The organism is Clostridium minihomine, assembly GCF_900240385.1.
Classification (GTDB): domain Bacteria; phylum Bacillota; class Clostridia; order Oscillospirales; family Acutalibacteraceae; genus Faecalispora; species Faecalispora minihomine.
Map to the genome: position 1 here is coordinate 252178 of NZ_OEQH01000001.1, position 13272 is coordinate 265449.

Annotated in this window: 13 protein-coding genes and 1 pseudogene; 7 read left to right on the plus strand and 7 right to left on the minus strand. The window is 41.1% G+C overall.

Annotated features, from left to right (window positions below; translation table 11 throughout):
- Nucleotides 1–57: 57 nt before the first annotated feature.
- A complete protein-coding gene (locus tag C1A02_RS01160) occupies nucleotides 58–1095 on the minus strand; it encodes a sensor histidine kinase (RefSeq protein ID WP_101696373.1) in 1038 nt (345 codons plus the stop codon).
- Between the two features lie 8 nt (nucleotides 1096–1103).
- A complete protein-coding gene (locus C1A02_RS01165) occupies nucleotides 1104–1790 on the minus strand; it encodes a response regulator transcription factor (protein ID WP_101696374.1) in 687 nt (228 codons plus the stop codon).
- A gap of 725 nt (nucleotides 1791–2515) precedes the next feature.
- On the opposite strand from C1A02_RS01165, the gene C1A02_RS01180 reads away from it, so the two are divergent.
- Nucleotides 2516–3355, plus strand: a complete 840-nt coding sequence (locus C1A02_RS01180; protein ID WP_101696377.1) for a MerR family transcriptional regulator — start codon at nucleotides 2516–2518, stop codon at nucleotides 3353–3355.
- A gap of 99 nt (nucleotides 3356–3454) precedes the next feature.
- Nucleotides 3455–4531: an NAD(P)H-dependent amine dehydrogenase family protein gene (locus tag C1A02_RS01185; RefSeq protein WP_101696378.1), complete on the plus strand. Its 1077-nt coding sequence runs from the start codon at nucleotides 3455–3457 to the stop codon at nucleotides 4529–4531.
- A gap of 152 nt (nucleotides 4532–4683) precedes the next feature.
- Here the strand turns inward: C1A02_RS01185 and C1A02_RS01190 are convergent, their stop codons facing one another.
- Genes C1A02_RS01190 through C1A02_RS01200 form a run of 3 tightly spaced genes read right to left on the minus strand, consistent with a single transcriptional unit; the run spans nucleotide 4684 to nucleotide 6123 of the window.
- Nucleotides 4684–5100, minus strand: coding sequence for a flavodoxin domain-containing protein (locus tag C1A02_RS01190; protein ID WP_101696379.1), 417 nt, complete (start codon nucleotides 5098–5100; stop codon nucleotides 4684–4686).
- A gap of 22 nt (nucleotides 5101–5122) precedes the next feature.
- A complete protein-coding gene (locus tag C1A02_RS01195) occupies nucleotides 5123–5491 on the minus strand; it encodes a hypothetical protein (RefSeq protein WP_101696380.1) in 369 nt (122 codons plus the stop codon).
- Nucleotides 5488–6123, minus strand: a complete 636-nt coding sequence (locus C1A02_RS01200) for a TetR/AcrR family transcriptional regulator (protein ID WP_101696381.1) — start codon at nucleotides 6121–6123, stop codon at nucleotides 5488–5490. The genes C1A02_RS01195 and C1A02_RS01200 overlap by 4 nt, the downstream gene beginning before the upstream one ends.
- A gap of 472 nt (nucleotides 6124–6595) precedes the next feature.
- Between C1A02_RS01200 and C1A02_RS13890 the strand changes: the two are divergent.
- The 5 genes and pseudogenes from C1A02_RS13890 (at nucleotide 6596) to C1A02_RS01225 (ending at nucleotide 10969) form a co-directional block, all read left to right on the plus strand.
- Nucleotides 6596–7054 (plus strand): annotated as a pseudogene (locus C1A02_RS13890) (DIP1984 family protein).
- Between the two features lie 455 nt (nucleotides 7055–7509).
- On the plus strand, nucleotides 7510–8700 hold the full coding sequence (locus C1A02_RS01210) for an RtcB family protein (RefSeq protein ID WP_101696383.1): 1191 nt from the start codon (nucleotides 7510–7512) through the stop codon (nucleotides 8698–8700).
- A 206-nt stretch (nucleotides 8701–8906) separates the two neighbouring features.
- A complete protein-coding gene (locus tag C1A02_RS01215; protein WP_101696384.1) occupies nucleotides 8907–9656 on the plus strand; it encodes a GNAT family N-acetyltransferase in 750 nt (249 codons plus the stop codon).
- Between the two features lie 286 nt (nucleotides 9657–9942).
- A complete protein-coding gene (locus tag C1A02_RS01220; RefSeq protein ID WP_101696385.1) occupies nucleotides 9943–10404 on the plus strand; it encodes a MarR family winged helix-turn-helix transcriptional regulator in 462 nt (153 codons plus the stop codon).
- Complete coding sequence (locus tag C1A02_RS01225; protein WP_101696386.1) at nucleotides 10394–10969, plus strand: cyclase family protein; 576 nt, start codon at nucleotides 10394–10396, stop codon at nucleotides 10967–10969. Before C1A02_RS01220 ends, C1A02_RS01225 begins: the two co-directional genes overlap by 11 nt.
- Here C1A02_RS01225 and C1A02_RS13295 read toward each other — a convergent pair.
- Nucleotides 10952–11287, minus strand: a complete 336-nt coding sequence (locus C1A02_RS13295; protein WP_129588133.1) for a hypothetical protein — start codon at nucleotides 11285–11287, stop codon at nucleotides 10952–10954. The two genes, C1A02_RS01225 and C1A02_RS13295, sit on opposite strands and share 18 nt — an antisense overlap.
- Before the next feature lie 85 nt (nucleotides 11288–11372).
- Nucleotides 11373–12575 (minus strand): hypothetical protein, encoded by a 1203-nt coding sequence (locus C1A02_RS01235; protein ID WP_101696388.1) that lies wholly within the window; start codon nucleotides 12573–12575, stop codon nucleotides 11373–11375.
- Nucleotides 12576–13272: the final 697 nt, after the last annotated feature.

The window sequence follows — 13272 nt, forward strand, 5'->3', positions numbered from 1 at the left end:
TTCTTTCTTGATGTTGAAAGATTATCATGTCAACCTTACTGTCATATGACACTGAACCTACAATTTTGTAGGAATTAAAAAATTGATTGTAAAAGCAGTGCCAATTTCTAATTCGCTGTCAACCTCAATGGTTCCGTTGTGTGCTTCAACAATCGCTTTTGCAAGTGGCAGCCCAAGCCCGATGCCTTGTGTATCTTTCGAAAAACGACTGCGATAAAATCGTTTGAAAATATGATGTAAGTCCTCTGGGTGAATACCGCTTCCGTTGTCTTTTATCACTACTTGAATCACAGACGTAAGTTGTTTCCATTCCATATGAATCGCATTTCCTTTTTTCGTATGGTCAAAAGCGTTTTTAACAATATTACTGATTGCTTCCATCAGCCAATTACGGTCACAGAATAACGTGATGTCATTATCGCCAGACAAAAATAATTCCTTTTCCTCTTGCTTGGCCCGGAATGAAAAGTGCTTTTCTATATTACCCATTATTTCAGATACGTTTTCTCTCGCTTTCACAATCATGATTGTTCCGGCATCGAGTTTCGTGATTTTCAAGAGGTTCTGCACAAGGATTTCTATTCTGTCAAGTTCCTGCTCTGAAAGAACAGCAAACCCTTTGATTGTCGGTAAATCTTTTGCTTCTTCCTGCAGAAGCCCGTTATAAATATTAAGAGCAGCAAGCGGAGTTTTCAACTGGTGAGAAATATCGGATAGGGTATCTTTTAAAAACTTTTTTGCGTTTTCTTCATTTTCAGCGTGGGCATTCAAAATAGAAACTAAGGAATTTACTTCATGGAATAGCCGATATAGCTCGCCTTCCTCATCACATTCAATACGTGCATTTTGATTTCCAGAAATATATTCTTTAATTTGCATTACCGCATTTTCCATGATGATATTTTGTTCCTTGAAATACCGATAAACGATTGCCAATATCAAGAGGCTCATGCACAAGGAACATATTAATACATACAATGCTGCATTTTCAAATTTCAAACTTATGAAAATAACAGAAATCAAGGTGAATGCTGCTGTCAGCAGCAGTACCAAACAAAAAAGTTCTTTGATTTTCCTGTTTATCAGTAGTTTCATCGTACACCTCAATTCACAGTATTCCATTTATATCCCATGCGCCGAACCGTCACTATTTTTTGAGGTTTGCTCGGATCGTCCTCAATTTTTGTACGCAGTCTGCGTATATACACCGTAAGAGTATTGCTGTCTATATAGTTTTCATCACAATCCCATAATTGGCTTAAAATCTGTTCCGGCGAAAGAACAATATCGGGATTTTCCATAAACAGGTACAATAATTTATATTCACTTGCTGTTAAGTCAAGCTGTTCTTCCTTTTTATAGACTTCTCTTTTTAACAATTGCATTTTTATGCCATTAGAATTTAGTTCCGGCTCTGCTTGATTAAAATGATCGCTTCTGCGAAGTAAAGCATTGATTCTTGATAGAAACACTGCCAGTTTGAAAGGCTTTGTGATATAATCGTCGCCTCCTATATCCAGTCCCATTATAATGTCGGTTTCTTCATCGGCCGCCGTCAGAAACATAATCGGTACTTTTGAGGTTTGACGAATTTTTCTGCATAAATCATAGCCAGAGCCATCGGGAAGCGACACGTCCAAAATGACCAAATCATATGTTCCGTTTTTCCATAACGTTTCTGCTTCAAGATTTGTACGGGCAACCTCTATTTCGTATTCTTGCTTTTTCATAGCAAAAGATAACCCATGAATTAAACTCAAATCATCTTCAACAAAGAAAATGCGTTTCATTTGTTTTCAACGTCCTTTCTTTTTTAAAGGGGGTGCCGTCTATTCATAGGCTTTTCCGCGCCTTTTGGAATCGGCCGCATACGGCTGAAACAGGCAACCCCTGGTATGCGGTTTCCTTCACATAGCTTTTGTGCCCGACGCTCTGAAATGCTTGATTTTTTCGCAGTTTCGAAGGAAAAAATAGATTCCATCACATGACCGTCCCTTCGTTTGCAAACAATGTTACCAATCAATTATATACGGACAGCCGAATCCTATCAATGTGCAGGCACAATTAATCTGATTTATTCTTATCCATGATACGTTTGATGTAATCATAAGAGATTCAGGCAGCCGAAACAGAGGGCGAATAAATGTCCAAAACAAAATATGGAAGGAAAAGCGTTGCAGTCTTTTGAGGGTTGCAGCGTTTTTTGTGCTTCTTTGGGAATTGGTAGTGAAAGTAAAGTTTCTTATTAAGCATAGGGCGATCACTTCTGCATTTTGCCATGTTTGTTGGCCAGTGTCTAAAACCGGAAAGAAGCGGCGGGGGATGGACGGGCGAAAAGAGACAGTGAAAATCAAGTTTCGCGTTACGGAAGAAGGTGCCTTGGTGCCATAAATCGTCCTGCCTATGACACCAAGGCTTATGGCAAAGGCGTTTATTTACGATGTCCTTTTGCAAAACAAAAAAGTATGATACAATGAAGAAAAAATTTGTCTAGCACAAAGGTTTGGGGGCTGCAATGGATATACAAAGACTGACAGTAGGGCAGATGGCAAAACTAAACAGAGTAACATCAGAAACTTTGCGCCACTATGACCGAACAGGATTGTTGAGCCCCTGGCTGATCGATAAAAAAACCGGATACCGGTACTACCATATTAACCAAAGCGCTCGGCTTGATATGATTCAGTATTTACGGGCTTATGGCGTATCACTTGAAGAAATTCGTTTGCAGCTTGACACGAATGATTTCAATTCGTTATGCACCTTGCTGAGTGAACAGATGCGATTAATCGATAAAAGGATCGAGGATCTTAAATTAAGCCGCAAAGCGATTGAACGAATGATTAGGAACCATGAGCACCATAGGAATCTTCCCCCTGCCGGCACGATATTTTATGAATACATCCCCAAGCGAAACATATTTGTCCATAAATCTTCCATCAACTTCTTCGACCAGAATGAAACTGGCTATGAGTTAATGCTGCGCGAATTAAAACAGGATATTGTAGTACATAATCTTCCCTTTACCTATTTTCGCAATGTGGGCACGATGATACGGCAAGAACATCTGAAAGGGAGGAACTTGTTTTCAAATGAAGCGTTCTTCTTTGTTGAGGATGATTATGCAGGCCCCGGAAATGTGGAGACACTCAGGGATGGGCTTTATATCTGCTTGTGTGCAAACGACTTTTCAAAAGAAATGGATTATGCCCGTTATCTTTTGAATCAAGTTGAGAAATCGGGATATACCATAGCTGGTGATTATGTGTGTGAAGTTATTGAAGAATTACCATGCCTGAATGATGCACTGCGTCATTTGTTTTTTAAGATACAGATACCAGTCGTACAGCTTTAAAATAAGACTTGACATTTTTGTAACAAAAGGGTTTATACTATTCTTAACAGTTCACTGATATATTGCAGCCACAACTAAATTTAAGTAGGAGGTAATAGCATGAATCGAAAAGTTAGGGCAGTCCAGTATGGGTGTGGAAAAATGAGTGTGTACCTGATGCGCTATATGCTGGAAAAAGATGTTGAGCTCGTTGCTGCGTTTGATGCAAATCCCACTGTAATCGGTAAGGATATCGGTGATATCATCGGCGGTGAAAAAACCGGGATTTTGGTCTCGGATGCGAAAGATGCCGATAGAATGATGGCACAGCTAAAACCCGATGTTTGTGTGGTGGCGACGCTAAGTACAATAGCCGACATTAAAAACTCCTTTGCCTTATGCGCTAAAAATGGTGTCAATGCCATCTCTACCTGCGAAGAATCTCTATATCCTTGGAACTCATCGCCGTCCATTACACAAGAACTGGATGAACTGGCCAAAGAAAATGGAGTAACTTTGGCTGGAAGCGGTTATCCCGATATGTTTTGGGGCGTGTTAATTGATACACTGTCAGGCTCCATGCATAAGATTACAAAAATTAAGGGTTCCAGCAGCTACAATGTGGAAGATTACGGCATTGCATTAGCCAAAGGGCATGGTGCCGGGTTATCCTCACAAGCGTTTGAGCAGGAAATCGGCAAATATAACAGCCTTTCTTCGGATGAACAGAAAAAGCTTGTTGAGAGCGGCGAGTATGTACCCAGCTATATGTGGAACCAGAATGGGTGGCTGTGCAGTAAAATGGGCCTTACCGCTATTTCACAAGTACAAAAATGTGTTCCCACAACCCATTCAGAGGATATTCATTCCACAACATTGAACATGACAATAAAGGCTGGCCAGCCCACCGGCATGTCGGCGGTTGTTACAACAGAGACAAAAGAAGGGATTACTCTGGAAACGGAATGCATTGGCAAAGTGTATGCAACTGGAGAATTTGACCGAAATGATTGGACTTTCTTTGGTGAGCCCGAAACAACTATCAATGTAAACCGTCCGGCAACAGTGCAGCTGACCTGCGCAAATTTGGTCAATCGTATTCCGGCTCTTATTGCTGCTGAGCCTGGGTACATTTCCACCGATAAAATGCCCAACAATGCATATCTATCTCGTTCCCTGAACGAATATATAAAATAAAAGCTGGTGTTATATGAAAAACCGTTGGAATGATCTATCCAACGGTTTTTTCTTTTTCGCATACGCGGCAGGTATGTTTTTACTATTTTGTTAGAAATAACTTCGGTCTAACTTGGCTCGAAGCCATTGGTTATCGCTCTAAACGAATCATTTTATAAACTGTTGATTATTGATTTTGCAAACTGCTCAGCTTTTTTCATATCATCAGCATTTGGACGCCCTTTCCGCAAAATCGTATAATGACCGGGGCAATGATATTCTTGATCTGATACATTAAGCCCTTGCGCTTGAAGATACCTTTTGGTCTTTTCATAAGCAGACTTCACGATAGCCGCTGTGCTGAATACTACAACCTTTTTGATATTCGCTGGATTTAGGGTCAATATATATTCCTTTAGCTCCGGGTCAATGTCAAAAGCATATATGCCTGTTCCTAAAAACAACAAATCGACTTCGCCTTGTATCGGCTCGTGGATTGACTTTGCAGATCCCCCTGTTTGTTTAGCGATAGCATCTGCAATTTTCTTTGTATTACCTGATTTTGAATAATAACGCACTTCAATATTCATAAAACACCCTCTTTTTAGCTGTTTATTTCACGATCAACGGTGCAAACCTACCAATAATCGACTTTATGACAATGCAGCCAGCAACTACAAAAAGTGCAATTTTGGGGTCATAAAGGATGGGGATTTTCCATTTGAATATTTGTGTTGCTGTTGTAAGTAATGCGATTGTTCCAAAGAGGTACCCCATGATGGTGAGCGGGTGAGCAGGTGCATTGCTGATGAATTTTCCGATTGTTGGCATAATCATGCACATTGCAAATCCGATTGTGCCTAAAGTAATAACAGCCGATCTCGGTCCATTCATGAATAAGATTTGCTTGCCAGATAGTCCTGCATAAACAATCAGGCTGGTTATCAACCACTCTGCCAGCAATATTCCAAATCCTTTCATTGTTTATCACCCTTTAAATAGATTTTATTGAACATCGTAATATGTCTTTCTAAAAAAGATGAAGCTTCTTCATATTTTTCGGGCTGATTGTCGTATTTGGATAACAGCAAATACAGAGGGGAATAAAACTGCAAGGCCATTACCATTGGGTCGGCATCAACATAAACCCCATCATTTATTAAATTAGTGAACACACCTGCGATATAATCTAACCCCTTGTCTATTATCAATTCCCTAAAAAACTTGCTTGTTTCCGAAGTTCTATACTGTTCCATTGTCAACATCCTACGCAGTTGTGAACCGTACTCTGTTTTGAGATAGAACTGAAACATCGTAACGCTAATACGAAATAATTCCTCTCTTACATCACTTTCTTCTGAGAGAATATTGGCCATGTTTCCAGAGGGAATAAAAGTAGAAACTTCCTCTTGATAACGACGCTCAATGTCTTTGAGAATGGAATTAAAAATGTCTTGTTTTCCGCTATAATGCTTGTAAAGGGCGCTCTCTCGTATTCCGATTTCTTTTGATATGTCACGGATACCAACGCCGTCATAACCTCTTTTAGAAAACAATTTTAGTGCAACTGTCAAAATAACTTCCTTTGTATCCCGGGTTTCGTTTTTTGGCATAAGAACCTCCAGTAATAAATCGGTGATCAGTTGTTCACTATAATGATAGTGAACAATCGCTCACTTGTCAAGGAGGAAACTAAATTAAATTTTCACGCTGTTATTTATGGGCATTCTGAGTTTCCCCAAACCCAGCTATGTTGCGTCATTTTACTGTCACTCATTCCTTGTTTCACTTCGGGGCAACTTGGCCCAAATTCCTAAAGTGCAACCAGTTTTGCTGCTCCATTTATGATATAATAACCTTACGGCATAATCGAAAGCAAAGCTTTCGATGCCTAACAGAACATTGAATCATAGCTTACGCTTGCTTTCGTGTCAGCAATCAATCCATTGCAATCTGAGCCAAGCCCAGAACAGGAATCGGTATTTCTGTAAGGACCGAAAAAAGCGATTTAGGGTAAAAAGCCCTTTTACTCCAGAAATATATTTGGTTTATGAAAATCAATGTACAGAGAAAGGCGGCATCCATATGAAATTGGCAGAAGCACTTTTACTGCGTTCCGAATATCAAAAAAAGCTTGAAAACCTGCAAAGCCGGATCATGGTCAACCTTAAAGTGCAAGAAGATGATAAACCGCATGAGAATCCAGAGGAGCTTCTGAAAGAGGCTTTTGATCTTAACGAGTAGCTCTGTGCGTTGGTGAAGCAGATTAACGCGTGCAACAACGCTACCACGCTGTCGAATGGCCAAACCTTGTCGGAAGCTCTTGCCGACCGGGACATGCTGATGAAAAAGCGTAACCTGCTGGCAGCTGCCGCAGCAAAAGCCAATGAACAAGATTATCGCTTCACCCATACTGAGGTCAAAATGTGCGTGACGCTGCCGATCCGCGAACTGCAAAAGCAAATTGACAGTCTTTCCCGCAGCTTTCGGGAGTTAGATACTCAGATTCAGGCCGCCAACTGGACGGTGGAACTGAAAGAATAACAGGCAGCAGGTAACCGAAAACACCAAAGTGGGTATGAAAAAGTCCCTTCGGGGCATTTGAATTGGCGGGCGTGGGACAGCTCAGGGGTTCGATTCCTCATATGACAGTTCAGTCCAATACCAATTACACGCGTACATCTGATGAATTACGCTTTATGACCACATACCGGTTGGCTTTTTCGGCGAGGGTGGGGTTGGGGTTCTGCCTTGTTTTTTGTGTCGTTAGTGTATGGATTGACAAACCGCGTAATGTGTGCTATGCTCCAGTTATATTTTGAAAAGGTAGGTGAACGTCATGCAGGATCTATATCAACCAACAATAAGCAGTAAGAATAGCACCATCAGTTCATGCTTTTTTCGGCATGGCGTTTTGTAGCGCTTATTTGTCGATAACCAAGGCCCGGAACTGAGGTTCCGGGCCTTTTTGCGTCTAAATACAGAAAATGAGGTTTTTTATGATTGAATTACAAGGCAAATACAATACCGCCAAGGTTTTTACCGATACCGTAGAGAACGAGGCTATTTTACAGATCATCAATCTTTTGAATCAGGAATTTGTGTCCGGCAGTAAAATACGCATCATGCCGGATACCCATGCCGGCGCGGGTTGCACCATTGGTACCACTATGACCATCGCCGACAAGGTTGTACCAAACTTGGTGGGTGTAGATATCGGCTGCGGTATGGAGACCGTTCTTTTGGAAGATACGCACGTCGAGCTGCAAAAGCTTGACAAGGTGATCCACTTTTATGTTCCCGCCGGGTTTTCCATTCGTGAGAAGGCGCATCCCTATCTTCACGACATCGACCTTGCTGCACTGCGCTGTGTGGACAATGTCAATCTCAACCGCGCCAAGTTGAGCCTTGGCACGTTGGGCGGCGGTAACCACTTTATCGAGCTTGACCATGACGACGATGGCCGGCTCTACCTTGTCGTACACTCAGGCAGCCGCAACCTTGGCAAGCAGGTGGCGGAACACTATCAGCGTGCCGCCGCACGGGATCTCAACGATAAAGCCAAAGAAATGAACAAACTAATCGCCGATTTCAAACGGCAGGGGCGCGAAACCGAAATTCAGACGGAACTTAAAAAGCTTGGTGTGCGCAAGGTCGATAAAAATCTCGCTTTCTGCGAGGGCCAGCTGTTTGACGACTACCTTCACGACATGGCTATTGTCCAGCGATATGCCGAACTGAATCGCCGAGCGATTGTTCAAGAGATTGTCAAGCAGATGAAATTCAAAATTTCTGACAGTTTTACGACCATCCACAATTATATCGACCTCGATGCCATGATCCTGCGCAAGGGCGCCATCTCGGCTAAGGCGGGCGAACGCGTGCTGATCCCAATGAATATGCGGGACGGCAGCCTTATTTGTGTCGGCAAGGGTAACCCCGACTGGAATTGTTCGGCACCCCACGGCGCGGGACGCCTGATGAGCCGTTCGGTTGCCAAGGCAAGCATCACGCTTACACAATTCAAGCAGTCGATGCAGGGTGTTTACTCGTCTACCGTCAACAAAAGCACGATTGACGAAGCTCCGTTTGCCTATAAACCGATGGAAGAGATCGTTGCCAATATCGGCGACACAGTGGAAATCATCAACACCATCAAGCCGCTTTATAACTTTAAGGCGGCAGAATAGAATCACGAGCATTATCAAAACACCCGTTGCAGTCCATCCATTCCAATGGTTTAATGCCCCGTTCAACGTGGCCCCTGTATGAGGGCATATATTTGGGCTGAAATCGGGAGTTCCTTCTTTTCGGGGAGTGTTTGTGGTAAGATGAGTGAAAAGAATGTCACCTTTAAGGCGTGACATATTATTATTGAAAATGGGGAGTGGGGCACATGAATACTGATTTTATAAATTTAACAGCAGATAATCTTGCGGATGAGCATTTATGCTGCATTATCCGCAGTAAAAAGCTCCATCCGGGTGTTGAAGCAAAGCGGCAATGGCTTTCAGAGCGACTAAAGGAAGGTCATGTCTTTCGGAAGTTAAACGCAAAAGCTACGGTTTTTATTGAATATGCTCCTCTTGAAACAGCCTGGGTTCCCATAACTGGTGACAACTATTATTATGTGTATTGCTTATGGGTTTTGGGCAGTTACAAAGGAAAAGGATATGGGAAATTATTGATGGAGTATTGCTTGGCCGACGCCAAGGAAAAGGGGAAATCCGGAGTTTGTATGCTTGGGGCAAAAAAGCAAAAATCTTGGCTTACTGACCAATCATTTGCGAAAAGGTTTGGCTTTCAGGTTGTTGATACTACCGACAGTGAATATGAATTACTTGCACTTTCGTTTGACGGAACAACGCCAAAGTTTGCACAAAATGTTAAAAACCAAGAAATTGAAAGCAAAGAGCTAACCATTTATTATGATGTGCAGTGTCCTTATGTCTATCAAAGCATTGATTCCATAAAACAGTATTGTGAAATGAATGGCATTCCTGTATCTTTGGTTCCAGTAGATACGCTTCAAAAAGCAAAGGAATTGCCCTGTGTTTTCAATAACTGGGGTGTGTTTTATAAAGGAAATTTTGAGACAGTCAATTTGTTAGATATTGCCTATTTAAAAAGAATACTGAAAAAATGAAAATACAATTTAGTTTTTTCATTATGGATTGAGTGACGATTTCAAGCATGGCAGCTGCACCTGCCATGCTTTTTTCGCGCCATTTTTATCATTGGCTGATTTTGTTTCTGCAATTGCCCCGCTATTCACCCCTCATTCCAATCCGATTCAACCTTAAAATAATAAATGTTGACACAGGAAACAATCTGTTGTATAATCACAATTGTTTCCTGTGTCAACAATAAAGTCAACGGAATCAAGACCATTTGATCGATTGTCACCGATCATACGGTAGGAAAGGGAAATCATGATGGAAATGGAATTACTCAAAGAGTTTGAAAAACTATATCAACTTCAAGAAACGATAGCCCAGCTTTCAACAAAAGATCTTTACGATGCTCTGGGTACTACCGACACCCACTGCATTAATTTTATTGGAACGGTTCAAGAAGCCAATGGAGTACAGATTTCTGCGAATCTAGGGTTAACACGCAGCGCAATCAGTAAAATTACAACTCGGCTAGAAAAAAAGGGGTATATCCAAGGCTATAAAAAAGCAAACAACCATAAAGAGGTTTTTTATCGTTTGACAGAACAAGGGCAAGAGATTTATTGTAAACACGAAAAAGCCCATAACGCCTGGCTCATACGAGATCAAGAATTTTTAAAAACAGTTGACGAGGCAGAGAAAAAAATAATGCTGCGTGTGCTGAAAGATTTTAATCACTATATCTTAGAAAAAATGGAGGTATTTAAAGATGATAATTGATTTAACAACAAAAATATCCAAGGAATTTTTGGAATGGATTGAAAGTTTTCCAAAAAATAAACATGTAGATAGTGGGCATATTGGCACCCATTTAGATATTTATAAAAAAAGCGATATTCCAATGGAAGCCTTTAGAACCAAAGCAGTTGTAATAGATGTTGAGAAAATTGCCAATCAACGGGATATTACAATAGAAGATATGAAAGAAATAGAAATCCCCTTAAATGGTTTTGTGCTTTTTCACACGGGAAGAATCAATGAATTTGAATATGGCAGTGATCAATACTTTGCAAATCACCCTCAACTCTCTCATGAATTAATAGATTATTTGTTAGAAAAGAAAATAAGGTTTATTGGGATCGACTGTTCTGGTATTCGCAGGGGTGAGGAACATCAAGCGGCAGATGAGCTGTGCGAATTAAATGGCTGCTATGTAATTGAAAACTTATGCAATTTGGATCAGCTAATCGATAAAAATCAGAAGATTAAGAATATTTACACGATGTGGCTGGAACATCCAAAAGCCACCGGATTACCTTGCAGGGTATTAGCAGAGATCATTTGACCTTAATAATGAATTTGATTGTATGCCGAAAGGCGCAATTGAATCCGTAAAGGTTTCGTCAATAATTCTTCTGATTCGTGCGAAGGCTGCGCTATCAGAAATGCTTAATTCTCGGCGCACGGCAGACATATCTTTTTTCAGGATTACTTCATTCGCAAAAGCGGTGGCAAGCTCTAGTATTTTTCCCCTCCAGATATGCAAAGGCAGCACTGCTGCTAACATACGAGGTGATGCACTGGACTGGAAATCAGGCGCAGCGATGCCTTCCTGAATCCTGTTATATCCTGAAATGATTGCGGCAGAACGAAACTGTTTCATTTACAGAAAGAAATTACAATAAAAAAAGAAAAACAGTCCGGTTAACTGGACTGTTTTTCATGTAATTTAGAAATTCAGAATTCTGTTATTCCGATGTTAATAATTTTTGATGAAGAAAGCTATCTAAAATAACATACAAACCGATCAGCGCACCCAATGTGCCGAACACTACTCCGGCAAGGGCGTTGGCAAAACGGTTATCCCCTTCTGAAGCAAATGACAGAATGGCTGTTTGCGTCAATACAAAGCAAATAAGTGTGGACGAAAAGCTGATGGCTCTTAACGCTTTGGCTTCTAAAGCTTTGCTTTTGCGCAGGCGCAGCAAATCACGAAGATTGATGCCGAATTCAACAAAGGTGTAAAGGGCAATCACAAGCGCAATGTGCATGGAATAGATACCTGTGCTGCCACCGAAAAACAGGCGAATCGAATACAATACATAGCAAATACCAGCGGCAGATACAATGATTCCCACATAGCGATAGCTGGTTATCTGCTGTGCTCTGCTTTGGGTATGCATTCGGACGGCAATCAACCGGGCGGTTCCCATGCCGACACTGTACAGAGCATTCACGAACATGAAAAAAGACAAGGAAAGAATGCTGAGAAGTGATTTTACAGCCACAAGAAAAGCGTCTTTTAAAATAGTGATTCGTGCAAAAATAAGCTTTTTGCTTTTGATAAAATCAGAGGTTGTTTTAAGGCTGTCTTTTGTGCTTTGGTATCCGCAAAATGAAATCAAAATGGCATGAACGGCCAGAAGAAAGGCCAGGCTTCCAAAACAGATCACTGAAATACCGCTAAATATGTTGCGTTCGCCTGTTTCGGTTACTTTTAAAATAAGTACGACAATCAAAGAAAATGGGGCTGACAGTGATGCCGTGAGAGTCGATTTTAATAATCTTCCTGCGGGAGAATTGTTTTTCCGCAATAGAATCAGCTGATAGGACAGACACACAGCCAGAACCCCGGAAAGTACAATGATGAAATATTCTGCTGCCCTCGAGATGGTTTCAACGGGCTGAAACAGAATCCAAATGCCCGCCGTGAGAATTCCCGCTGCGGGAAGCAACAGAAAAAATCCAATCGGTTTTCCAAATTTTCTTTGCCTGTTTTCCTGTTTTTCTAACAGAAGCGTGAGCCAAAGCTGGGTCAGCCAAAAGAGAGCCGCACAGATGGCACAGGACATTGCGAAGAAAGAGCCGCTTTGATATCCCAAAACAAAAATAAAGCTAATCAGTCCAAGATAAGTCCAAAAGAAACATTGGCTTGTTACAGCATGCTTCATGGTACCACCTCCAATCCTGCGGGAGCGGTTCATTGGGAATGATCTTATTGCCATAAATGTGCGGCCATTCCTCTTTCTTGTTTTGAACCGTTAAAGTTTCTTCCGTTTTTTCACTCATTTATAGACAGGCGCCAACCCCAGGTCGTTTCCCTTACTGAAACGGAAACTTTCCTCTTTCAGTATCGGTTCAACAGCGCAAAATGGTACAATTCTGCGGTTGGCTAAGAATCGAATCTCCATTTGTTTGTATAGGTGCATGCATACATCATATGGTTTTTTCGGCAGACTTATCTCTTAATTTCTGATAACGCACTATTCCCCACAAAGCAAATAATCTTACAAACTCAAATGGAGTGAAAAAATGGTTCTGTGCACCATGAGCTGAATTTCTTAAGCAATATGCCAGCGGCATGGCCGCCGGAAGAATCCGCGCATATCGGTTTATTACTTTTATTTCTACTATTTTGAGATCTAGAAGCATATGTTTTGATTGAATCTTTCTGTGTGGGTTTCTGAATCTCCTTTTATTTTACTGAATTAAAATTTTAAGGAACCCAAGTGAAAGTTAATCATATGATACAACAAACTATCCATAAAGAAAAGTGCCAGAGATTTTGCTTTTATTGTTGGTTTGATTGGAAAAGGGGATCACCAGCGATTTGGAATTCTGTTTCGGCAATGGAAGATTGTGGATTTG

What these genes read in the sequence shown, in the direction of transcription:
- C1A02_RS01160 (WP_101696373.1), bottom strand. Translation starts at nt 1,095, where the DNA reads ATGAAACTACTGATAAACAGGAAAATCAAAGAACTTTTTTGTTTGGTA.
- C1A02_RS01165 (WP_101696374.1), bottom strand. Translation starts at nt 1,790, where the DNA reads ATGAAACGCATTTTCTTTGTTGAAGATGATTTGAGTTTAATTCATGGG.
- C1A02_RS01180 (WP_101696377.1), top strand. Translation starts at nt 2,516, where the DNA reads ATGGATATACAAAGACTGACAGTAGGGCAGATGGCAAAACTAAACAGA.
- C1A02_RS01185 (WP_101696378.1), top strand. Translation starts at nt 3,455, where the DNA reads ATGAATCGAAAAGTTAGGGCAGTCCAGTATGGGTGTGGAAAAATGAGT.
- C1A02_RS01190 (WP_101696379.1), bottom strand. Translation starts at nt 5,100, where the DNA reads ATGAATATTGAAGTGCGTTATTATTCAAAATCAGGTAATACAAAGAAA.
- C1A02_RS01195 (WP_101696380.1), bottom strand. Translation starts at nt 5,491, where the DNA reads ATGAAAGGATTTGGAATATTGCTGGCAGAGTGGTTGATAACCAGCCTG.
- C1A02_RS01200 (WP_101696381.1), bottom strand. Translation starts at nt 6,123, where the DNA reads ATGCCAAAAAACGAAACCCGGGATACAAAGGAAGTTATTTTGACAGTT.
- C1A02_RS01210 (WP_101696383.1), top strand. Translation starts at nt 7,510, where the DNA reads ATGATTGAATTACAAGGCAAATACAATACCGCCAAGGTTTTTACCGAT.
- C1A02_RS01215 (WP_101696384.1), top strand. Translation starts at nt 8,907, where the DNA reads ATGAATACTGATTTTATAAATTTAACAGCAGATAATCTTGCGGATGAG.
- C1A02_RS01220 (WP_101696385.1), top strand. Translation starts at nt 9,943, where the DNA reads ATGATGGAAATGGAATTACTCAAAGAGTTTGAAAAACTATATCAACTT.
- C1A02_RS01225 (WP_101696386.1), top strand. Translation starts at nt 10,394, where the DNA reads ATGATAATTGATTTAACAACAAAAATATCCAAGGAATTTTTGGAATGG.
- C1A02_RS13295 (WP_129588133.1), bottom strand. Translation starts at nt 11,287, where the DNA reads ATGAAACAGTTTCGTTCTGCCGCAATCATTTCAGGATATAACAGGATT.
- C1A02_RS01235 (WP_101696388.1), bottom strand. Translation starts at nt 12,575, where the DNA reads ATGAAGCATGCTGTAACAAGCCAATGTTTCTTTTGGACTTATCTTGGA.